Here is a 22,201-nt window from a genome sequence, read left to right as displayed (position 1 = left end):
ATGCGGGCTTGCCCGCATTTGTCATGTAAGAAGCAAATATTTTTATTAAGTTATCCGTCGTCATCCTCGCGTAGCGGGGATCCAGCTTTTAAGCGGGTTAGGGAAACTAAAACCTATAGATTCCCGCATGCGGGAATGACGACAGAAACATAAACAATCATTGTGTATGCGCGACCTGCGCCGCATTTATAAATATCTGGTTTTATTATGGCTAAACGCGATTACTACGAAGTCCTCGGCGTCAAAAAAGATGTAGACGCAGCAGAATTGAAAAAAGCCTACCGCCGTGTGGCGATGAAATTCCATCCGGACAGAAATCCGGACGATCCTTCTGCGGAAGAAAAATTCAAAGAAGCTAACGAAGCCTACGAAGTATTGTCCGATGACAATAAACGCGCCGCTTATGATCGTCACGGTCACGCCGGTGTAGATGGTCAAGCAGGCATGGGCGGCGGCGCTGGCTTTAATAATTTCAGCGATATTTTTGGCGATGTGTTCGGCGATATTTTTGGCGGCGGCGGACGCGGTGGTCGCGGCGGCCCAGCGCGCGGTTCCGATCTGCGCTACAACCTTGAGCTGAGTTTGGAAGAAGCCGTTAAAGGCACCAGCGTACAAATTAAAATTCCCACCCTGGTTAGTTGTAAACCTTGTGATGGTTCCGGTGCAAAACCGGGCAGTAAACCCGTAACCTGTACCACTTGCGGCGGCCACGGCCAAGTGCGTATGCAGCAGGGCTTTTTCTCGGTACAACAAACCTGCCCAACCTGTCGCGGGCGCGGCACTATTATTTCTGATCCGTGTAAATCGTGTCACGGCCAAGGTCGCGTAGAAGAAACCAAAACGCTTTCCGTTAAAGTGCCAGCAGGTGTGGATACTGGCGACCGTATTCGTTTATCCGGCGAAGGTGAAGCAGGTGCAGACGGTGGCCCAAGCGGTGATTTGTATGTACAAGTTCACGTGCGCGAACACAATATTTTCAAGCGTGACGGCGCCGATTTATATTGCGAAGTCCCGATTGATTTTGTCGATGCAGCACTCGGCGGCGAATTGGAAGTGCCAACACTGGATGGCCGCGTAAAATTAAAAGTCCCGCCAGAAACTCAAACTGGCAAACTGTTTAAACTGCGCGGCAAAGGTGTAACGCCAGTGCGCGGTGGCGGTGTCGGTGATTTGCTCTGCCGTGTAGTAGTTGAAACTCCTGTGGGTTTAACCAGCAAACAAAAAGACCTGCTCAAAGAATTCCAAGCGACTATGAAAGGCGGAAAATATTCCCCCAAGCAGTCGAGTTGGTTTGATGGGGTTAAGAAGTTTTTTAATGAATAATTGAGTGTTAAATTTAAAAAGCCGATTCGAGAGAATCGGCTTTTTTATTGATATTCATGTTGGGCATCGCTGCGCTCAGCGCCAACCTACAAAAATAACAGGCAAACTGCCATGACCAAAAAACGCAAAGCGTTAAAAATCTTTCTCGCAATTTTCGTAATCATTCTATTTCTGCCCGAATTCCCCCAAATCCCCGTACAAAATGCCACTGCAAAAGATTGGAATACAAAATCATTTTGGTTTGAGCCTTGGGGGAAATCCGGGGTGCATAAGGGGATTGATATTTTTGGCAAGATGAATACCCCCGTTTTATCGACCACATATGGTGTGGTGATTTTTGCAGGCGAATTGCCGCGCGGTGGCAAAGTGGTGGCGGTATTGGGGCCAAAATGGCGAGTGCATTATTACGCGCACTTAAATTCCGATTCGGTTTTTATCGGTGAGCCGGTGTGGAGTGGTAAAACGATTGCGGCTCTTGGCGATACCGGCAATGCCAAAGGTAAACAGCCGCATTTGCATTATTCGGTTGTGACCTTGGTTCCCTACCTTTGGCGGATTGATGGTACAACGCAGGGTTGGAAGAAGGCGTTTTACCTAAATCCTGCACAAGTCCTCCTGCATTAATGGCGAGTTTGCTAAGCCCATCGCAATACCCATTCAGTTTGAAATTTCCTGTGCCTTCACAAACTTGCTGATTCTCGTTATAGTTCTGTGCGCTAATTAAAGACACATCTGTGTTAATAGAATAGAGGTGGTCGCACTTACTCGTTCGCTACGCAGTCTATTTTTTACCTGGGCAAGTCCCTTTGTTGGCCAGCTTTTTAATCTAATTAACATTCTCTTTATCTTTACTAAAGAAAAACGCTGCATTCATGACTTGGTTGCTAAAACCAAAGTGGTTCAGTGCTAGGTCATATACGCTGTTAGATAACGCCACTTATCTCTCGGTGGCGTTTGTTCACTTTAAAAAACGGCTTTTGTGATTCCAGTTCATCGTTTGTTCAGCTTTTGTGGTTAGTCTTGCAATCTTTCTGTTGCCTTTCTCGCGTTTGTCCCTCACTGCAAATGAATCAAGGAGTTGTTATGCTGCTTCGCACCTTATCGTTGTTGTCATTTTCTCTGGCCTTATTTAGTCAGCCGTTATATGCGGGTTATGACAGAGATCACCCGCTATTTTCCGCGTATCCTCAAGCCAGTATTAATTATGGGCAAATGATCGATTATGAAAAATTCACTTTGCCGGTGTCTGTGGTAAATGGTGAGTCTGACCCCGAAACATTCACACCACTGGCGCTGACAGGGGATCTTTATCGCCACACTTATGAGATAAGAAATGTTTCATCATTGAAGGTATATGAGAATTATTTGGCCGCAGCTAAGCAATTAGGCTTCAAGGAAATTTTTGTTTGTACGTTAGATGCCTGCGGGGCAGAGCGGGATGCCAAAGCTCTTGGTGGAAAGCTGGCAATCAGTGGAAGTGTGTATAACAACTACCGCAACCCTTATTATTGGATCGGTGAAAAAGACTCACCTAAAGGGAAGGTTGTGGTGGCCTGGTTTGTGGGCGCCTATGAAGATACAGTCAATGTGCAGCAGGTGATTGTCGAAACTGAATCGCTTGAAACGGGTTTGATTAAAGTGGATGCTGCTTACGCGGGGCAAGCAGTAGCGCATGTTGAGCCGCTGTCAGAAAAAGAGAAAGCAGAAGATAACCCTATGCTACCGCGCTACCCTGGGGCAAAAATTTATGATCATAAAAAAATCGATACCGAAATAGTAAAAATTCCGTTTGCGATTAATGCGGCAGAAAAAACGCCGCTGCAGTTAACCGGTGATTTAACCAAGCACACCTACACAATGGAAAATATTTCAACGTTAAAAGTGTATGAAAATTACAAAGCGGCGTTAACTAGTGCCGGATTTAATTTTATTTCCCAATGCGAATTGGAGCAGTGCGGTACTGAAAAGCAGGTAAATGACCTTGGTGATCAATTGGCCTTGTCAGGTGATGTATATAACTGGTATCGCAAACCCTATTACTTGTTAGCCAAAAAATCCCTGCCAACCGGCAATGTCTATATCGGTTTATTTATTGGCGGTTACGAAGCTGAAGTGGGTGTGCAGCAAATCATTGTGCAAGAGAAAACGGTACAAACCGGTTTGGTAAATGTAAATGCCGATGGTTTAAAACAGCAAATCGATGCGGACGGCAAAGCGCTGATTTACGGTATTTATTTTGATACCGGCAAAGCCGATATTAAAAGCGAATCCAAACCCACACTGGATGCCATCGCCGAACTATTAAAGCGCAATCCGGATTTGTTGCTCTATGTGGTTGGCCATACCGATGATACGGGAGATGGCGCTGCTAACGTAACTTTATCCAAACAGCGCGCTGATTCAGTGGTTGCTGAACTAGTAAAAAATTACCAGGTCGCTAGCAACCGTTTGCAAGCACAGGGTGTTGGCCCTTACGCACCAGCATCCAATAACACCAGCGATGCAGGCAAACAAAAAAATCGCCGCGTGGAATTGGTGAAGCGTTTGCGTTAGTTGTTAAATTTCATCTAAGCTTAATCTTACAATCCCTCTGAATAAAGCCAGAGGGATTGTATAGCCCTCAAATCATCATGGAAGATAAATTAAAGACAACGGAAACCCTTATGACTACACCCGCAACACTGTTAAATAATACGTTTAAATTACCCGCATTTCGCCCCGGCCAGGAGGCGGTAATCACCGCGCTTTTGCATGGGCAGTCGGCGCTTGCCGTATTCCCCACCGGCGGCGGCAAAAGTCTCTGTTATCAATTGCCCGCATTACTGCTTGAAGGTTTAACGCTGGTGGTATCGCCGCTGATTGCGTTGATGAAAGATCAGGTGGATTCATTGCAGAAGTTGGGAATTAACGCGGCGCGCTTGGATTCATCGCTCGATAAAGATGAAACCCAAGCAATTTATACGGCGCTGCAAAACGGCAGTTTGAAGTTGCTCTACGTATCGCCTGAGCGTTTAAAGAACGAGCGTTTTGTGCAGCGGCTCAGTCAGTTAAATATCAGTATGTTGGCGATTGATGAGGCGCATTGTATTTCTGAGTGGGGTCACAACTTCCGCCCGGATTATTTACTGCTTGCCGATCTTGCGAAAAAATTGCGTGTCGGTCGTGTGCTCGCCTTAACCGCGACCGCAACGCCGAGTGTCGCGGCTGACATTTGCAAACAGTTTGCGATACAACCTGAGCACCATATTCAAACTAGCTTCGCGCGCCCCAATCTGCAATTGCGTGTTACGCCTTGCACGGTTGAGTCGCGCATGGATTTATTGCTCGCCCGTTTGCACAAACACCCGCGTGATGCCGCCACCATTGTTTACGTCACCCTGCAAAAAACTGCAGAAGAAGTTGCTGCAGCAATTAACGCAGCGGGCTTGAATGCTGCGCATTACCACGCTGGTTTAAAAGACGATGAGCGCGAGCAAGTGCAAAACCAATTTATGAGCGGTGAAGTGCCGATTGTGGTGGCGACCATCGCCTTTGGTATGGGGATCGATAAAAGCAATATCCGCGCGGTGTACCATTTCAATTTGCCTAAATCGATTGAAAACTATGTGCAAGAAATTGGCCGCGCCGGCCGCGATGGCAATCCGTCGCTGTGTGAAATGTTGGCGGTGGGTGATGATATTCGTGTATTGGAAAACTTCACCTACGGCGATACACCTACGGAGGAGAGTTTGCGCGCGCTGGTTCAGCACTTGCTCGCGTTTGATGATGTGTTTGATATTTCTACCTACGAATTATCCAACCAATTTGATTTGCGTCCGCTGGTATTAAATACCGCGCTCACCTATCTTGAGCTGCAACATGTGATTAGCGCGCAGAGTCCGTTTTACACTGAATACAAAGTCAATTTCATTCAGGATAAACAATTTATCCTCTCCCAATTTGATGCAGATCGCGCCGCGTTTTTACAGCAGTTATTTGCCGCTGGACGCATGGGCAGAAAATGGCTATCGCTAGATATGCTCACCATCCCACTGCAATTAAATGAATCCAAAGAACGTATCACCAGAGCACTGGATTACATCGCCGAGAAAGGTTGGATCGAATTAACTGTCGCCAATTTGCGCCAGGGCTACAAGAATAATCAGACGGTCAAATCGCCCGAACAAATTGCTGCGCTGTGCGAACATTTAAATACCTTATTTGCTGAACGCGAAGCGCGCGATATCAAACGCATTCACAGCGTGCTTGCGTTTGCCAATAATCCCGCGTGCTTGAGCCAACAACTGATGCAATATTTTGGCGAGGCCAGTGCGCAGCCCTGCGGCATTTGTAATCACTGCCGCAGCACTGCACTGGCACCGGTTAATTTACCCGCTGCAGCACCGCTTACCACGGCACAGCAAAGCTTGATCGCTAATCTTAACCGCGAAGGTCACGCGGTATTGCGCCAGCCGCGTCAATTGGCGCGGTTTTTGTGCGGCTTACCCAGCCCAGCGACTAGCCGCTCCACGTTGAAATCCCATCGTGCATTTGGTGCGCTGGCGGAGGTGTCGTTTCCAGTGATACTGGCTGCTTTGCAGTAAATTGTTCTATTCTCAAGCCATTGGCGGCGACCTGCGCAGCCAATGGTTATAAGAAGTGTAAATAACTGTTTCTAGTATCGCGCCCTAGAGCGACATGGCATAAAGTCTTGCGCCTGAAATAATAAATCTGATATTTGTCGCCTTGCGCCCTGCATGTGGGTTGCAAAGCCAATAATTAAAAATCCCAAGTTCTGCCACTGCTCGGAGAAACGCTATGAAAACCCTCAAAGGTCCCGCCATCTTTCTAGCCCAATTTTTAGGTGATGAAGCCCCCTTTAACAGCCTTGATGCCATTGCCGGATGGGTGGCAAGTTTGGGTTTTAAAGGTGTGCAGATTCCCACTTGGGACGCGCGCGTATTTGACTTGGAGCAGGCGGCGAAAAACCCTGAATACTGTGCTCAGTTTCAGGCGACGCTAGCGAAACACGGCTTGGTAGCGACAGAGTTATCAACGCATCTGCAAGGTCAATTAGTTGCGGTTCACCCAGCGTATGACGATATGTTTGATGGCTTTGCGCCCGAATCGGTTCGTGGTAATCCCAAAGCGCGTCAAACTTGGGCGGTGGAGCAATTAATGTTTGCAGCTCAGGCGAGTAAAAATCTTGGCCTCACTGCGCACGCCACTTTTTCTGGCGCTTTGCTCTGGCCCTATCTGTACCCCTGGCCACAGCGCCCTGCTGGTTTGGTAGAGAAAGGTTTTGAAGAGTTGGCGAATCGCTGGCTGCCGATTCTGGATGCCTTTGATAAGGCCGGTGTGGATGTCTGCTACGAAATTCACCCGGGTGAAGACCTGCATGACGGCGCAACGTTCGAGCGCTTCCTCGCGGCGGTAGATAATCATCCACGCGCGAATATTTTGTTTGATCCATCCCATTTTGTGTTGCAGCAGCTCGATTACTTGGCGTTTATCGACCGCTATCACGCGCGCATTAAAATGTTCCATGTAAAAGATGCGGAATTTAATCCGAGTGCGCAGCAAGGCGTTTATGGCGGTTACGAGAGCTGGGTAGATCGCGCTGGCCGCTTCCGTTCACTCGGCGATGGCCAAGTGGATTTCAAACAAATTTTCTCCAAGTTCGCCGCTTACGATTACGACGGTTGGGCGGTGTTGGAATGGGAATGTTGTTTGAAACACCCAGAGGTAGGTGCAGCAGAAGGTGCGCCGTTTATTCAGCAGCATATTATTAAAGTGACTGAGCGCGCATTTGATGATTTTGCTAAAAGCGGAATTGATGAAGTCAAGAATCGCCGAATCCTCGGCCTATAAAAATAAGGAGCAACGCTATGACAACTCCACGAATTCGTTATGCCATGGTCGGTGGTGGTCGCGGTGCATTTATCGGTGCGGTGCATCGCATCGCCGCGCGTATGGATGATCGTTTTGAATTGGTTGCCGGTGCGCTTTCAGCTAACCCGGAAAATGCCAAAGCTTCAGCGGCCGATTTACATATCGCTGCGGATCGCGCTTACACCTCTTATGAAGAAATGCTGCGCGTAGAAAAAACACGTGCCGATGGCATTCAAGCTGTTGTCATCGTTACGCCGAATCACATGCACTTCCCCGTCGCTAAAGCCTGTTTGGAAGCGGGTATTGATGTAATCTGCGATAAGCCAGTGACGCGCACTTTAGAAGAAGCGCTGGAGCTGGAGCAGATAGTAAAAAAGAGCGGCTGTTTTTTTGCGCTCACGCATAACTACAGCGCTTATCCATTAGTGCGTTATGCCCGTGAATTAGTAGAGCAGGGCAAGCTCGGCAAAATCCGCGTAGTGCAAGTGGAATATCCGCAAGAGTGGTTAACGGAAGCGGCCGCGGACGATAACAAACAAGCCTCATGGCGCACTGATCCCGCACGTTCGGGTGCTGCAGGTTGCTTGGGCGATATTGGCACGCACGCATTTCAACTTGCGCGTTTTATTACGCAACAAAAACTCAGTGCAGTGAGCGCGGACCTGACCAGTTTTGTGGATGGCCGCGCGGTGGATGACAACGTGCATGCGCTGCTGCGTTTTGATGGCGGCGCAAAAGGTATGCTGTGGAGCAGCCAGGTTGCACCGGGTTGTGAAAATGGTTTGCGCATTCGCGTTTACGGTGAAAAAGCCGGGATCGAATGGGCGCAGGAAAATCCTAATGAATTGTGGTTTGGCGAATTAAATAAACCGCGTCAGCGCATCACCCGTCGTGGTGATATAGGTAGCGATATTGCGGCGCGCGGGATGCGTACACCGGGCGGACATCCGGAAGGCTATCTCGAAGGCTTTGCGAATTTGTATAAAGACATCGCCGATATTTTGGTCGCGCGTCAGCAAGGTGAAACCCATTTTCTACAACACTGGGTGCCGGATATAGACACAGGTGTGGAAGGTATGCGCTTTATCCAAGCCGTGCTAACCTCATCCCAGCGCGATGGTGTTTGGACGCCGCTGATATAATTTTTTATGTGTGATTAACAATAACAAAAGGTATAACAATGATGACCACTTCCACTGTAACTATTAATCCACAGCGGCTGTTTACCGCCTGCTGTGTTGCGCTGATTGTGACGGCAATGACCTTCGCAATTCGCGCCGGTATCCTCACCCAACTTAGCGCCGAATTTGATTTCACTAACGCCCAACTCGGTTGGATCAACGGCATGGCATTTCTCGGCTTTCCGGTCGCGATGATGTTTGGCGGTTTGATTTACAACCACGTGGGCGCACGCACACTGATGTATTTGGCATTTGCCTGCCATCTGCTCGGTTTGATTCTGACCATTACCGCCAATGGTTTTGTCACGCTGTTGTTATCGAGCTTTTTTATTGGCTTTGCTAATGGCTCGGTGGAAGCCGCTTGCAATCCATTAATCGCCGACATTTATCACACCCGCAAAACGGCGATGCTCAATAAATTCCACGTCTGGTTCCCCGGCGGCATTGTGATTGGTGCTTTGATATCGAGCCTGATGACCAAGCTGGGGCTTGATTGGCAGTGGCAAATCGCGATTATGATTATCCCCACCATTATTTACGGCGTGATGATTTTTGGGCAGCCGTTCCCGACTATGGCGAACTCCGAGACTTCGACTAAAACCAATATTAAAGCGCTCTTCTCACCGCTGTTTATTTTTATGTTCTTCTGCATGACCGTAACTGCCGCATCTGAATTCGGCACCCAGCAATGGGTAGACCGTATTTTTGGCGCATCGGGTGCGCACCCTATGTTGGTGCTTGCGCTGGTTACCGGCTTGATGGCGCTGGGGCGCTTTTTTGCAGGGCCGATTGTGGAAGCGCTTAACCCGGTTGGTGTGCTGCTGATGTCGGCGGTGGTGACCACTATTGGAATCTACTTGTTGAGCATCGCCTCTGGCGGATTGATTTATATCGCTGCGATGGTGTTTGCGCTGGGCGTAACCTATTTCTGGCCGACTATGATTGGGTTTATCAGCGAATACCAACCCAAAACCGGCGCCCTGGGTATGTCACTATTGGGTGGTGCGGGCATGTTCTCCATGAGCATGTGGAATCCGGTAATTGGTGGATGGCTGGATGATGCTAAAGCAGAAGCGATTGCCAGTGGTATTCCGGCTGAGGCGGTAGAGCTAACTGCAGGCCAGGCAACATTGCAAAATCTTGCTCTGTTTCCAGCGTTCCTGATTGTTGCTTTCACTGTGTTGTTTGTCTTGCGTAAACGTTTTGCGCACAGCAATTAACTGATTCCACTTATTACAAAAAAAGCGCCCTTTGGCGCTTTTTTTGTAGGTGTTATTTGATGCCAATCACAAAAATACTGTAATGCTTTGTAATATCTAGATGTATTTGGCGACAAATACAGGACGTACGTCACATTTGTGTTGCGGTACATTGGGTTTTTTTAAAAACCAAGTGTATAAATAACTGGCATGACCATGATATGAGTGAGTGGTTTAGTGAGCTCAAAAGGATTTGAGTTTCCACCCTTCCCCCAGTAGTACCTTCCTTGAATAACCCTCTTTTGTGTTTCTCTGATGCTCCCGCTGGTTGTCTTAACTGCTGAACAAATGCGTTGCGTGATAGCGCAAATGCTCCTCAATAAAACTCGCGATAAAAAAGTAGCTGTGGTCGTAACCGGCGTGGCTGCGATAAATCAGCGGATGCCCCACTTCTTTACAAACTGCCAGCAGCTGTTCGGGCTTGAGCTGCTCAGCGATAAAGCTATCAGCCTCGCCCTGATCGACAAATAATTCCTGCCGCGATTGGCGAGTGGAAATCAGCTTACAGGCATCGTATTGTGCCCAGGTGCCGCGCTGAGTGCCCAAATAGCCGCTAAAAGCTTTTTCGCCCCAAGGGCAATTGCATGGGTTGGTAATGGGGGCAAATGCCGATACTGAGGCATAGCGATCCGGTTGGCGCAGTGCTAATACCAGTGCGCCATGGCCACCCATGGAATGGCCGCTAATGGATTCGCGGCCCTTGAGCGGTAAGTTAGCCATCACTAATGCGGGCAATTCCTGCGTCACGTAATCGTACATTTGATAGTTGGTTTTCCAGGGCGCCTGGGTGGCATTCACATAAAAACCGGCGCCGGAACCAAAATCGTAGCTGTCGTGTTCACCGGGCAAATCGAGTCCGCGTGGGCTGGTATCCGGGCAGATAATGGCGATACCCAGTTCCGCCGCGATGCGCTGGGCGCCCGCCTTCTGCATAAAGTTTTCGTCGGTGCAGGTCAAGCCGGACAACCACCAAAGCACCGGCACTTTTTGTGTCTCTGCTTGTGGTGGTAGATAGACCGCAAAAATCATCTCGCAGCTGAGTGTGCTGGAGTAATGCTTGAAGCGTTTGTGCCAGCCGCCAAAGCTTTTATTAGCGGCGATCTCGGTTATTTGGCTCATGGTCGCTCCCTCGATCAGTAATGCAACACGGTGCGGATGCTTTTGCCTTGGTGCAGCAACTCAAAGGCTTCGTTGATCTTATCGAACGGCATATCGTGGGTGATAAATTCATCGATCTTGATCTCGCCTTTCATGTAACGATCCACATAACCGGGCAATTGGCTGCGACCTTTTACGCCGCCAAACGCCGAGCCTTTCCACACGCGGCCAGTCACTAATTGGAATGGGCGTGTTGAGATTTCCTGCCCTGCACCCGCGACACCGATAATGATCGATTCGCCCCAGCCCTTGTGGCAGCACTCCAGCGCCGAGCGCATCACGTTCACATTGCCGATACATTCAAACGAGTAGTCCACGCCGCCGTCGGTCATATCCACAATCACCTGCTGGATGGGCGCGCTATGGTCTTTGGGGTTCACAAAATCGGTCGCACCGAACTGGCGGGCGAGTTCAAACTTGTCGGGATTTACATCGATAGCGATGATGCGGCTGGCGTTCATCATCTGCGCACCTTGGATCACCGCTAGGCCGATAGCGCCCAAGCCGAATACGGCAATGGTCGAACCGGGAGTGACTTTGGCGGTATTGATTACTGCGCCTATGCCAGTAGTAACGCCGCAGCCGAGCAGGCAGATTTTATCCAGCGGTGCTTCTTTGGACACTTTAGCGAGCGACACTTCCGGCAGTACGGTGTACTCCGAGAAAGTCGAGGTGCCCATGTAATGGAACAGCGGTTTGCCTTCAAACGAGAAGCGGGTGGTGCCATCGGGCATCAAGCCCTTGCCTTGGGTGGCGCGCACTGAGCCACACAGGTTAGTTTTGCCCGACAGGCAGAATTTGCATTTGCCGCATTCGGCGGTGTAGAGCGGAATTACATGGTCGCCCACTTTCAGGCTGGTCACGCCTTCACCCACAGCTTCTACAATTCCTGCGCCCTCATGGCCGAGCACTGCCGGGAATACGCCTTCAGGATCAGCGCCCGAGAGGGTGTAAGCATCGGTATGGCACACGCTGGTCGCCACTATGCGCACCAGCACTTCACCGGCCTTTGGGCCATCAACATCAATCTCAACAAGTTCCAAGGGTTTGCCAGCGGCAAGGGCAATGGCGGCGCGTGATTTCATAATGACTCCTGATTCCGGTGTAAGAGGATTTTCTGGGTGCAAAGTGTAGACTAGTGACTCGCTGGCAATAAGCTGGCTAAAAGTCACTTAATTATTGCTCTGGAGCAACAATGCAGCATTGGGAGCGGGTAGAGGCGTTTATCGCCGTGGTCAGGTTTGGCAGTTTTGCGGCAGCAGCGCGCGAGCTGCAGGTATCCAATTCCCATGTGAGCCGCTTGGTGAGCCAGTTGGAGTTGCAGCTCGGTACTCAGCTGCTCTATCGCACCACCCGCCAAATCCGCCTGACCGACGCAGGTCAGCTGTATTACGAGAGCTGTCGCCATCTGTTTGATGGCTTGCGCGAGGCCGAATCCCTACTACAGCACCATCAGGGGCAGCCGACCGGCTTGCTCAAAATCACCGCTGCCACTACTTTTGGCGACCGCTATATCGCCCCACTGGTGAATGACTTCCAGCTGCTGCACCCGCAGCTCAAAGTGAATATGTATTTCAGCAACCGGCAGGTGGAGTTGATCGAAGAGGGTTTTGACCTGGCGATCCGCATGGGGGTGATGCGTGAATCCACGCTCATCGCCAAGCGTTTGTGCGACCGGCAGGAATATATCGTCGGCTCGCCCGACTACTTCGCGCGCGTCTCCGCCCCGCAAACCCTCACCGAACTGGAGCGCCACAATTGTTTAGTCGGCACCCGCGGTTACTGGCTGCTGCAAGATCAGGGGCAGCGCAAGGATTTAGTCGTGCACGGCAACTGGCAAGCCAACTCTGGCCCCGCACTGGTCGATGCCGCCCTAAAAGGCTTGGGACTCGCGCAACTGCCCGACTATTACGTGGATGAACATATCGCCAGCGGCCGCCTCATCGCCGTACTCGACCACCACCGCTTCAAAGGCGCTGGCGTCTGGGTCGTCTACCCCCAGCAGCGCCACTTGGCGCCCAAGGTGAGGTTGTTTATTGATTTTCTAGCGGAAAGGTTTGCGGGTGGGGTGCCAAGCTGAGTGATTAATGTGTTTTCTTTCCCGCCCCACGCAGCATGGCATCGATCAATTCGCGCGCGTCAAACTTGCTGAGGGCTTCATCGGCGCCGACTTGGCGGGCTTGGCTTACGCTGATGCTGCTGGACAGTGAGGTGTGCAAAATAATGTAGGCGCTGGCCAGTTTTTTATCGTCGCGCACGGCAAAGGCGAGTTCGTAGCCGTCTAGCCCGGGCATTTCTATATCGCTTACCAATAGGTCGATAGGCTGCCCTTGGCTGGCGGCAGCGCGCATGATGTCCAGCGCTTTTTGGCCGTTATCCGTTACTTGGTAGCGCACATTGATGGCATCGAGCGAGTCACTTAACTGTTTGCGTGCGGTGCGTGAGTCATCGACCAATAAGATGTGCATAGGGCGCAGTTGTTCGCGCTCTACATCGGTAATGGTTGCGGTGGCTTTGGAGGGGTCGAGTGGGAACAGGCGCGCCATAATCACTTCTACATCCAACAGCTGCACCAGTTGGTCGTTCACCCGGGTGACGCCGGTGATGTAGATGCTGTTGCCCAACAGTTTGTCCGGCGCGCGGATGTCGCGCCAGTTAGTCTCCACAATGCGCTCTATTTGCCGCACCAGAAAACCGACTTTTTGCCGCTGTACATCGGTCACGATAATAAAGCTGTTCTCCAGCGCGTCTTTGGGGGTTGCGCCTTTGCCAACGGCTGCTGCCAGATCAACTATGGGCATGGTGTGCCCGCGAATATTCAGTGCGCCCAAAATGCTGCGGTGCTGGTTGACCATGGCAGTTACGGGCTGATAAGGCACTAACTCTTGAATTTTGAGGGTGCCCAAACCGAACACCTGTTGGTTGTGCAGCCTGAATAACAGTAGCCCTTGGGAGTGATCGGCTTTAGAGGATGACAAGGTAAAACGCTCCTCGCAGATTAGATCGATGGAAAGTGGTGGTGTTAATCAATACTAGCACCACTTGGCGCTTGCACCGCCAAGATCGAGCTTAGCGTGCGGCTAAGCGGGTGTTGGCGGCGGTACTCAAGCGCTGGCTGATGCGTTCGGCGATAGATTTTGCATCCAGCCCCTGACTGGCCAGTTGCTGTTTTTGGCTGGCGTGTTCGACGAATTCATCGCCAAAACCCAGCTGCAAAACCGGTACGGTCAGGGCGCGGCTGTTGAGGTATTCGCACACGCCGCTGCCAGCGCCACCGGCGATGGCATTTTCTTCCAGCGTGACCAGCAATTGGTGGCTGGCGGCCATCTGTTCAACTAGTTCGGTATCCAGCGGCTTCACAAAACGCATATCGCACAGGCTGTAGCCGAATTGTTCGGCCACTTGCTGCGCCACTGGCAGTAGGGTGCCAAAGCAGAGCAGAGCGACTTGTTTGCCTTCGTGTTTCAGTAGGCCTTTGCCAAGCGGCAGGCTGGTCATGTTTTTTTCAATCGCCACACCTGTGCCTGTGCCGCGTGGGTAGCGCACCGCCGCAGGGCCTTGGTGCTGGTAGGCGGTGTAGAGCAGTTGGCGGCACTCGTTTTCGTCGCTCGGCGCAGCAATCACCATATTGGGGATGCAGCGCAAGTAGCTAATATCAAAACTGCCTGCGTGAGTGGGGCCGTCTTCGCCGACAAGGCCAGCGCGATCGATGGCGAAGGTGACATCAAGATTTTGCAGGGCAACATCGTGTACCAGCTGATCATAGCCGCGTTGTAAAAAGGTGGAGTAAATCGCCACTACGGGCTTTTGCCCTTCGCAAGCCATACCGGCGGCAAGGGTTACTGCATGTTGCTCGGCGATAGCGACATCGTAAAACCGCTCGGGATAAGTCTGGGCAAAGTTCACCATGCCTGAGCCTTCGCACATGGCAGGGGTGATGCCGACTAACTTGTTATCCTGCGCGGCCATATCGCACAGCCATTGGCCGAACACATCTTGATATTTTGGTTTTTTCGGCGCATCAACTGCACCAATCGCCGCTTTTTTTGGCTCGATTTTATTCAGTGCGTGGTAGCCCACTGGGTCCAGCTCGGCGGGTTCAAAGCCTTTGCCTTTCTGGGTGATGATGTGCAGCAACTTGGGGCCTTTGATGTCGCGCAAATTGCGCAAGCACAGCACCAGATCACCTAAATCATGACCGTTGATGGGGCCGACATAGTTGAAACCCATCTCTTCAAATAAAGTGCCGGGCGACATAAAGCCTTTAAAATGTTCTTCGGTACGGCGCGCCAAATCCCACACCGGCGGGATCTTGCCCAACACCTGTTTGCTGCCTGCGCGGAGCGAGTTATAGAACTTGCTTGCCCAGATTTTGGATAGGTAAGTTGAAAAGCCGCCAACATTGGGCGAGATCGACATGTTGTTGTCATTGAGCACCACTAACATGTCGGTTTCGGTGTGTGCGGCGTGATTCAAGGCTTCAAACGCCATGCCTGCTGTCATGGCGCCATCGCCGATGATCGCCGCCACTTTGCGCTCAATGCCCGCCATTTTGGCGCCAATCGCCATACCTTGTGCGGCGCTAATGGAGGTGCTGGAGTGGCCGACGCCGAAGGTGTCGTAAGCGCTCTCTTCGCGTTTCGGGAAGCCGGACAAACCATCGCCCTGACGAATACTGTGCATCCGCTCGCGGCGCGAGGTGAGAATCTTATGGGGATAGGTTTGATGACCCACATCCCACACCAAGCGGTCGTCTGGGGTTTGATAAACATAGTGCAGCGCGATGGTCAGCTCGACCACGCCTAAACCTGCGCCAAAATGCCCGCCAGTCTGGCCGACCGAATACAGCAAAAACGCACGCAGCTCGTCGGCGAGTTGGGGTAATTGCTTTTCATCCAGCGCACGCAGATCGGCGGGGGAGTCGATGCTGTCCAGCAGTGGTGTCTGCGGGCGGCTGGTGGGGATTTCGTTATGCATGCAAGTCATCATTTATAGTTGTACGGTTTGCCGCTCAAGGCCGACCATTGTAGGCGGCTTGTCTAAGTCTTGGCTAGTTCGAGCGTTCGACGATATAGCTGGCCAATTGGCGCAGCGGTGTTGCGCTCGCGCCAAAACCACTCAGTGCGTCAAGTGCCTGACGGTGTAATTCGCTCGCTTTGGCTTTGGCTGCATCCAGCCCCAGCAGCGATACATAGGTCGGTTTGTTGCGGGCGATGTCGGCACCCTGCTGTTTGCCGATGGTGGCGGTATCGCCGGTGACATCGAGAATATCATCCTGCACCTGAAAGGCGAGGCCGATGGCGGCGGCGTAGTTATCCAGCGCCGCCAGTTGGGTTTTATCCGCACCGGAACAAATGGCGCCCATAGCAACACTGGCGCGAATCAGAGCACCGGTTTTGTGGCGGTGCATCTGCTCCAGTTGCGTCAAATTCAATTGATGAGCAACTGCGGCTAAATCGATTGCCTGCCCCAGCACCATGCCTTCCACGCCTGAGCCTAGCGCTAATTGGCGCACCAGTTGGATTTGGATGCTGCTCGGCAAATCAGATTGGGTGAGCAAATCAAACGCCAGAGTTTGCAAACTATCACCCGCGAGTATGGCGGTGGCTTCATTAAACGCGATATGGCAGGTGGGTTTGCCGCGGCGCAGGTCGTCGTCGTCCATGGCGGGCAAGTCGTCGTGCACCAAGCTGTAGGAGTGCAGGCACTCAAGTGCAGCGGCAATGGGGTCGATCAGGCTGAGATCGGCTTCCGGTTTGATCGCCAGTGCCGCGGCATAGGCAAGAATCGGGCGCACACGTTTGCCGCCGTTGAACAGGCTATAGCGCATGGCGGCGCGCAATTGCGTGGGGTCTTCGCCGAGGGGGAGATAAAGGTCGAGGGCGCTATCAACACGGTTGCGGCAGAGCTGGGTAAATTGCTTAAAGTCGCTGTGCATCAGGCGTCGCCTTCATCGGCATGAAAGGGTTCCAGGCTGATGTTGCCCTGTTGCTCGATTAATTTGTTCACTTGCTGTTCGGCGGCGGCGAGGCGTGTTTGGCATTCACGAGTGAGTGCAATGCCCGCCTCAAATGCTTGCAGCGATTCTTCCAGCGTCATATCGCCCTGTTCCATACGGGTCACCAGGCTTTCGAGGGTGCTGAGCGATTGCTCAAAATCGACACCTTTCTTTTTGGGTGATGAGGTCTTGGGCGGCATGGTGTTTTCTCGCTGAATTTGAGTGAGGGCGGCGGATTATAAACCTGCACGCGCAAAACTGCAGTCGTTTTGATTGGTGTCCTTGTGAGATATCTCCTACAAAACTTGCCGACATTAGCCACTATTGTGTGACGCTTAATTCATCAATAATGACAGCCATTGGAGATTGTCGCAGGAAGCGGCTCTGGCAAGGAGTAAAATGGAATCGAGCACATCTGTCGCCAAGGTCTGGCCTGTCATCCTGTAAAAACCCTGATTGCCCCCTCCTGCAATCAGGGTTTTTTGCTTTTTTAGCTGTCTATTTTGCGGCCTCTGTCGCATATTTCATTGAATGTGCAACTTCCCCGCTGTTCTGCCGTCCAAAATGCGCCGAAACTCGCGTCCCAAGCGACTTGACACTGCAGTGTTAGTGCTTCGCTTTTGTAATATGGATGGAGTAGAATCTCATGGCTTTGATAAACATAACGCACTAAGCTTTTGATACGACTACTATTTGCCATCACACTGATTCTTGTCGTACAGCCCGGGTGGGGATTCAATCAGACCTATGCAAGATAGATCACTTAGTCATCGAGCCGCCTTCGAGCAGCGTACTGCCCAGTTGGAAATCCAACTCAGGCGCTTTTTTGCGCTTTTGAATCGCGTGTCACTGCAGCGCTGGCAGTGGCTGGTCATGCTATTGCTGGTGATTTGGCTTAGTCACAGTCTGGCGCGCTTGTTTTGGCTCATCATTCCCAATCCGGTGATTCCGCCGGCAACCTTGTCGCTGGTCGCCGCTGATGTACAGCCATCGGGGGCGGCACCCGAATCCGTTAACATAAGTCAGATTACGTCATTGGCTCCCTTTGGTGATGTCGCTCAGGAAGCGCCTCCGCCGGTGGATGCCCAGCCCGTCGCTCAGGGCATTGAAAATGATGCTGCCGATACTCAACTCAACTTGGTGTTGCGCGGGGTGCTTGGCAGCAATGAAGAAAAAGCCGGTCGGGCTATTATCGCTTCAGGTGAGCGTGCCGATGTGTATGCGGTAGGCGATACCCTGCCTGTGGGCAACAACGTGACCCTCGCCAAGGTGTTGGATGGGCGGGTTATTATCAATAACAACGGCTCCTTTGAATCGCTCTGGCTGTTCAAAGAAGATCCAAATGCCCCCAAGCTCACCACTTCGTTTGCGTCCCCTCAAACGAGTGATGTGCAGGTATCGCCAAGTGGTTATGCCAACCCACCTTATCAACAGCAACCGCCACTTTATGTCGATAAAAGCCCAGCGGTTAATTCTCCGCGTTTTGGGGCTGATCCCTCAGCCGCTGCCGCGAGTAAAACCCTCGCCGATGTAGTGGCGATGAGTATTTATCGTGAAGGCGGCAAAGTGGTGGGATACAAAATTCGCCCTGGCCGCAATGCGGAGATGTTTAATTCACTGGGGCTGCAGACTGATGACATAGTCACCTCAGTCAACGGCGTGCCATTGAGCAGCCCGGGAAAGATTATGGAAATTTACAAAAGTATGGGTAGTGCCACATCGGCGAATCTGGAAATCAGACGCGGTGGCAGTACAGTTAACCTAGACGTAATGCTCAAGTGAGGTTTTTGTGATCCGGTTTCATGGTCGTAACAATAACAACATCATCAGCGGCCTGTTGCTGGCGACACTTATGGGTATGAGTGGCGCTGTCTTCGCTCAGGTAGAAGCGCAGCCGGCTGACGCATCAGGCGAAACCCGCTGGGCGGTCAATTTTAACGATACCGATATTCAGGATGTGATCAAATCCATCGCCGGTCTGACGGGTAAAACATTCATCATTGACCCCAAAGTGCGCGGCCCGATCAAGGTGATCAATTCCAAGCCACTCAATGCCAAAGAGTTGTACGAGCTATTTCTGGCATCGCTTGATGTGCATGGTTTTACCGCGGTAGAGAGCGGCAATATTGTGCGGATCGTGATGAACCGCGACGCGCGCAACCTGCCTATCCCGACCGAGAACAATGTCACCAACAAAGACGACCTCTATATCACCCAGGTGATTCCGCTTAAAAACACCAGTGCTGCCAAGATCCTCGCGGCCTTGCGCCCGCTGGTGCCACAGTATGGCCATCTCACAACGTATGAGCCCAGCAACGCCCTGATTATTACCGACACTCGCGCTAACGTTGCGCGGATGAACGAATTAGTGGTGCAACTGGATAAAATCGGCGTGACCCATACCGATGTGATTCCACTGCGCTACGCCAACTCTGCTGACGTAGTTGCCATGCTGTCGCAGTTGGAGAAACCCGATCCCAACCGTGGTATGACTACATCACCACCGGTGATCGTGGCGGATAAGCGCACTAACGCGGTAGTCATTAGTGGTGATGACCTCACTCGTCAGCGGCTTAAACTCCTGATCGATGATCTGGATCGCCCGCAATCCAAAAACAACAATGTGCGGGTTGAATATCTTAAATACGCCAAGGCAGAAGATGTTGCGAAAGTATTGTCGGGCATGATGCAAAGCTTGGGGCAAGGTAAAAACGCCGAGGGTGCGCCCGCCAATTCTACGCCACCTGCGGTGCAGGCCGATGAGGCAACCAATTCGGTGTTAATCACCGCCGATATAGACACAATGGATACCATGTTGTCGATTATCGATAGCTTGGATATTCGCCGTGCGCAGGTATTGGTTGAGGCGATTATTGTTGAGATTACCGGAAACAACGCCAAAGAGATTGGTATCGAGTGGATGTATCAAGGTGATGAGCAAGGCTTTGGTGGTTTCACTTCCGGTGGGGCGCTGGGTAGCGTGGCTGGGCCAGCTTTGAATATATTGGAAAATCCCGATGATACTACTGCGCTAGGCGCCTTAGCCGGTGGCATAAATACCGTTAAATCGCCTGTGTTTGGTGTTGGGCGTTTGGGTAAAAGCATCGACTTTTTGGCAGTGCTGAAGTTGCTGCAGACCACGGAATCATCAAATATCCTCTCCACACCGAGCCTATTGACCACCGACAACAGTGAAGCGTCCATATTGGTAGGGCAACAGGTGCCGTTTGTCACCGGTTCCTATTCGGGAGCTAACACTGGCACTACCGGCGGTGCGAATTCTTTTGCTAGTCCATTTAATACAGTTAACCGGGAAGATGTAGGTATCAAACTGCAGGTGACGCCACACATCAATGAAGGCGACAGCTTGGTATTGGATATCGAGCAGGAGATCTCCTCGGTGATTGGCAATACTCAAAACTCTCCCAATGGCCCTACCACCAGCAAACGTGAAATCAAAACCCAAATTCTGGCGGGTGACGGTCAAACCGTGGTACTGGGCGGTTTGATTGAGGATCAAGTCAATAAGGGTGATTCGCGGGTACCGGTGCTGGGCAGTATTCCAGTTCTTGGCCACTTGTTTCGCACCCAGAGCGCCTCCAAGCGCAAAACCAATTTGTTGATCTTTCTGCGTTCAACCATTATTCGTACCGACGAAGTGTTAACCGGCGCTACCGCAGAAAAATACCGGACGATTCGCGAAGAGCAAGTTAACTTCCAGCGCTCACGTGGCATTTTGATGCCTAAGCGCGAAGTTCCGGTACTGCCTGAGTGGGATGCGGAAATTAAGAAGTATCTCGAAGAGACCAAGCAAGCCGAAGCAGCAAATGCTGCCGACGCAACCGGGGAGTAAGCCGTGAGCGAGCTAGAGTTGGAGCCGCTGGTGCTGACCGATGAGGTCCTTGACGAAGTTGTAGCCGAACCCCCGGTCTATGAGCGTTTGCCGTTCAGTTTTGCTTCCGCACATGGCGTGATGTTGGAAGAGCTGGCGCCCGGTTTAATGCCGCGGGTGTTGCATCGCCCTGGGCTGACACTGGATGTATTGTTGGAACTGCAGCGTATTTTGGGTGCCGATTTGGTGCTGGAAGAGCTGCCCGCCGAAGACTTCCAGAAACGCCTGACACGTGAATATCAAAGTGGCGATGGCGCAGCGCAGCGTGCAGCGGAAGACTTAGGCAACGAATTTGATTTGTCGTCTATGGCCGATGATTTGGCCGACCGTACTGACTTGCTCGCCGGTGATGATGACGCTCCTATCATTCGCTTGATCAATGCGATCCTCTCCCAGGCGGTGCGCGAAGGTGCATCAGATATCCACCTTGAACCCTTTGAAGACCGCGTATCGGTACGCTTCCGTATCGACGGTGTATTAACCGAAGTGCTCTCGCCCAAGGCGGAATTGGCGCCGGTATTGGTATCGCGCTTGAAAGTAATGGCGCGTTTGGATATCGCCGAAAAACGCCTGCCGCAAGATGGCCGTATTACCGTGCGCCTTGCAGGCCATGCGGTAGATATTCGTGTATCGACCATTCCGTCTGCGTTCGGCGAGCGGATTGTATTGCGTATTCTCGATCAAGCCGCAGGCCAACTTAAGCTTGAGCAATTGCAGATGCCGCAGCTGGTCTATGATCGCTTGACCAAAAACTTGCTTAAACCCCACGGCATTATTCTGGTAACCGGTCCGACCGGCTCGGGTAAAACCACCACACTCTATGCGGGCCTGAGCCATATCAATACCCGCAGCCGCAATATCCTCACCATCGAAGACCCGGTCGAATATCTGTTGCCTGGTATTGGCCAGACGCAAGTGAATACCAAGGTTGATATGACCTTTGCGCGCGGTCTGCGCGCAATCCTCCGGCAAGACCCGGATGTGGTGATGATCGGTGAAATCCGCGACGGCGAGACTGCCGAAATTGCGATTCAAGCATCGCTGACTGGTCACTTGGTGCTATCAACACTTCACACCAATACCGCGATTGGCGCGGTGTTGCGCTTGAAAGATATGGGCGTAGAACCCTTCCTGCTGGCATCCAGTATTGAAGTGGTCATGGCGCAGCGCTTGGTGCGTGTACTTTGCAGCCACTGCAAAGAGCAATATATGCCCAGCGACGCCGAGCGCGAGATGCTCAAACTACCGGAAGAAACGCCCATCTGGCGTCCGGCGCCCAGCGGTTGTAAACACTGCAATCAGCAGGGCTATCGCGGCCGTAAGGGGATCTACGAATTAATCGAGATTACCGAGCGTTTGCGCCATCTCATCCACGAGCAAGCGGGCGAGCAGGAATTGTTGGCCGAAGCGCGCAAACACAGCCCATCCATGAGCGACGATGGCCGTCAGTGTGTGCTCAACGGCGTCACCAGCATTGAAGAAGTGCTGCGCGTCACCACCCAGCTGTAGCGGACGTAGA

General features: G+C 51.7%; 17 protein-coding genes. 11 read left to right on the top strand and 6 right to left on the bottom strand.

Going from position 1 to position 22,201, the window contains the following annotated elements; genetic code table 11:
* Nucleotides 1-207 precede the first annotated feature (207 nt).
* The 7 genes from dnaJ to AWU77_RS10140 all read left to right on the top strand — a co-directional run bounded on the left by dnaJ (nucleotide 208) and on the right by AWU77_RS10140 (nucleotide 9,595).
* Complete coding sequence (gene dnaJ, locus AWU77_RS10170; RefSeq protein ID WP_062062720.1) at nucleotides 208-1,323, top strand: molecular chaperone DnaJ; 1,116 nt, start codon at nucleotides 208-210, stop codon at nucleotides 1,321-1,323.
* 111 nt (nucleotides 1,324-1,434) lie between these two features.
* Nucleotides 1,435-1,947: a M23 family metallopeptidase gene (locus tag AWU77_RS10165; protein ID WP_062062718.1), complete on the top strand. Its 513-nt coding sequence runs from the start codon at nucleotides 1,435-1,437 to the stop codon at nucleotides 1,945-1,947.
* Nucleotides 1,948-2,406: 459 nt separating this feature from the next.
* Nucleotides 2,407-3,876, top strand: coding sequence for an OmpA family protein (locus AWU77_RS10160; protein ID WP_062062715.1), 1,470 nt, complete (start codon nucleotides 2,407-2,409; stop codon nucleotides 3,874-3,876).
* A gap of 110 nt (nucleotides 3,877-3,986) precedes the next feature.
* A complete protein-coding gene (locus AWU77_RS10155; protein ID WP_062062712.1) occupies nucleotides 3,987-5,906 on the top strand; it encodes an ATP-dependent DNA helicase RecQ in 1,920 nt (639 codons plus the stop codon).
* 214 nt (nucleotides 5,907-6,120) lie between these two features.
* Nucleotides 6,121-7,173 (top strand): sugar phosphate isomerase/epimerase, encoded by a 1,053-nt coding sequence (locus AWU77_RS10150; RefSeq protein WP_062062709.1) that lies wholly within the window; start codon nucleotides 6,121-6,123, stop codon nucleotides 7,171-7,173.
* 17 nt (nucleotides 7,174-7,190) lie between these two features.
* Nucleotides 7,191-8,336, top strand: coding sequence for a Gfo/Idh/MocA family protein (locus AWU77_RS10145; RefSeq protein ID WP_062062706.1), 1,146 nt, complete (start codon nucleotides 7,191-7,193; stop codon nucleotides 8,334-8,336).
* Between the two features lie 38 nt (nucleotides 8,337-8,374).
* Complete coding sequence (locus AWU77_RS10140) at nucleotides 8,375-9,595, top strand: sugar MFS transporter (RefSeq protein WP_238582372.1); 1,221 nt, start codon at nucleotides 8,375-8,377, stop codon at nucleotides 9,593-9,595.
* A gap of 312 nt (nucleotides 9,596-9,907) precedes the next feature.
* Here AWU77_RS10140 and fghA read toward each other — a convergent pair whose 3' ends face one another.
* Together fghA and AWU77_RS10130 are read right to left on the bottom strand one after the other, a co-directional pair.
* Nucleotides 9,908-10,753: an S-formylglutathione hydrolase gene (gene fghA / locus AWU77_RS10135; RefSeq protein ID WP_062062703.1), complete on the bottom strand. Its 846-nt coding sequence runs from the start codon at nucleotides 10,751-10,753 to the stop codon at nucleotides 9,908-9,910.
* Nucleotides 10,754-10,767: 14 nt separating this feature from the next.
* Nucleotides 10,768-11,880, bottom strand: coding sequence for an S-(hydroxymethyl)glutathione dehydrogenase/class III alcohol dehydrogenase (locus AWU77_RS10130; protein WP_304413299.1), 1,113 nt, complete (start codon nucleotides 11,878-11,880; stop codon nucleotides 10,768-10,770).
* A 107-nt stretch (nucleotides 11,881-11,987) separates the two neighbouring features.
* On the opposite strand from AWU77_RS10130, the gene AWU77_RS10125 reads away from it, so the two are divergent.
* Nucleotides 11,988-12,872, top strand: a complete 885-nt coding sequence (locus tag AWU77_RS10125; protein ID WP_062062698.1) for a LysR family transcriptional regulator — start codon at nucleotides 11,988-11,990, stop codon at nucleotides 12,870-12,872.
* Between the two features lie 4 nt (nucleotides 12,873-12,876).
* On the opposite strand, the gene AWU77_RS10120 is transcribed toward AWU77_RS10125, so the two are convergent.
* The 4 genes from AWU77_RS10120 to AWU77_RS10105 form a co-directional block, all read right to left on the bottom strand.
* Nucleotides 12,877-13,770 carry a chemotaxis protein gene (locus AWU77_RS10120; RefSeq protein WP_062062695.1) on the bottom strand — a complete coding sequence of 298 codons (894 nt, stop codon included), beginning with the start codon at nucleotides 13,768-13,770 and terminating at the stop codon, nucleotides 12,877-12,879.
* A gap of 91 nt (nucleotides 13,771-13,861) precedes the next feature.
* Entirely contained in the window at nucleotides 13,862-15,769 is a 1,908-nt protein-coding gene (gene dxs, locus AWU77_RS10115) for a 1-deoxy-D-xylulose-5-phosphate synthase (RefSeq protein WP_062062692.1), read from the bottom strand.
* Between the two features lie 73 nt (nucleotides 15,770-15,842).
* On the bottom strand, nucleotides 15,843-16,730 hold the full coding sequence (ispA, locus tag AWU77_RS10110) for a (2E,6E)-farnesyl diphosphate synthase (RefSeq protein ID WP_062062689.1): 888 nt from the start codon (nucleotides 16,728-16,730) through the stop codon (nucleotides 15,843-15,845).
* Entirely contained in the window at nucleotides 16,730-16,990 is a 261-nt protein-coding gene (locus AWU77_RS10105; RefSeq protein ID WP_062062686.1) for an exodeoxyribonuclease VII small subunit, read from the bottom strand. Before AWU77_RS10105 ends, ispA begins: the two co-directional genes overlap by 1 nt.
* Before the next feature lie 547 nt (nucleotides 16,991-17,537).
* On the opposite strand from AWU77_RS10105, the gene gspC reads away from it, so the two are divergent.
* The 3 genes from gspC to gspE are packed head-to-tail and all read left to right on the top strand — an operon-like array spanning nucleotide 17,538 to nucleotide 22,191.
* Nucleotides 17,538-18,572, top strand: a complete 1,035-nt coding sequence (gspC, locus tag AWU77_RS10095) for a type II secretion system protein GspC (RefSeq protein WP_062062680.1) — start codon at nucleotides 17,538-17,540, stop codon at nucleotides 18,570-18,572.
* 7 nt (nucleotides 18,573-18,579) lie between these two features.
* Nucleotides 18,580-20,643 carry a type II secretion system secretin GspD gene (gspD, locus tag AWU77_RS10090; RefSeq protein WP_062062677.1) on the top strand — a complete coding sequence of 688 codons (2,064 nt, stop codon included), beginning with the start codon at nucleotides 18,580-18,582 and terminating at the stop codon, nucleotides 20,641-20,643.
* Nucleotides 20,644-20,670: 27 nt separating this feature from the next.
* A complete protein-coding gene (gene gspE / locus AWU77_RS10085) occupies nucleotides 20,671-22,191 on the top strand; it encodes a type II secretion system ATPase GspE (protein WP_062063176.1) in 1,521 nt (506 codons plus the stop codon).
* The last annotated feature ends 10 nt before the right edge of the window (nucleotides 22,192-22,201 follow it).

This window comes from Cellvibrio sp. OA-2007, assembly GCF_000953825.1.
Taxonomy (GTDB): Bacteria; Pseudomonadota; Gammaproteobacteria; order Pseudomonadales; family Cellvibrionaceae; genus Cellvibrio.
This window is presented reverse-complemented; position numbering and strand designations above follow the sequence as displayed.

Coding starts and splice junctions, on each gene's coding strand:
- dnaJ (WP_062062720.1), top strand. CDS start 208: ATGGCTAAACGCGATTACTACGAAGTCCTCGGCGTCAAAAAAGATGTA.
- AWU77_RS10165 (WP_062062718.1), top strand. CDS start 1,435: ATGACCAAAAAACGCAAAGCGTTAAAAATCTTTCTCGCAATTTTCGTA.
- AWU77_RS10160 (WP_062062715.1), top strand. CDS start 2,407: ATGCTGCTTCGCACCTTATCGTTGTTGTCATTTTCTCTGGCCTTATTT.
- AWU77_RS10155 (WP_062062712.1), top strand. CDS start 3,987: ATGACTACACCCGCAACACTGTTAAATAATACGTTTAAATTACCCGCA.
- AWU77_RS10150 (WP_062062709.1), top strand. CDS start 6,121: ATGAAAACCCTCAAAGGTCCCGCCATCTTTCTAGCCCAATTTTTAGGT.
- AWU77_RS10145 (WP_062062706.1), top strand. CDS start 7,191: ATGACAACTCCACGAATTCGTTATGCCATGGTCGGTGGTGGTCGCGGT.
- AWU77_RS10140 (WP_238582372.1), top strand. CDS start 8,375: ATGATGACCACTTCCACTGTAACTATTAATCCACAGCGGCTGTTTACC.
- fghA (WP_062062703.1), bottom strand. CDS start 10,753: ATGAGCCAAATAACCGAGATCGCCGCTAATAAAAGCTTTGGCGGCTGG.
- AWU77_RS10125 (WP_062062698.1), top strand. CDS start 11,988: ATGCAGCATTGGGAGCGGGTAGAGGCGTTTATCGCCGTGGTCAGGTTT.
- dxs (WP_062062692.1), bottom strand. CDS start 15,769: ATGCATAACGAAATCCCCACCAGCCGCCCGCAGACACCACTGCTGGAC.
- ispA (WP_062062689.1), bottom strand. CDS start 16,730: ATGCACAGCGACTTTAAGCAATTTACCCAGCTCTGCCGCAACCGTGTT.
- AWU77_RS10105 (WP_062062686.1), bottom strand. CDS start 16,990: ATGCCGCCCAAGACCTCATCACCCAAAAAGAAAGGTGTCGATTTTGAG.
- gspC (WP_062062680.1), top strand. CDS start 17,538: ATGCAAGATAGATCACTTAGTCATCGAGCCGCCTTCGAGCAGCGTACT.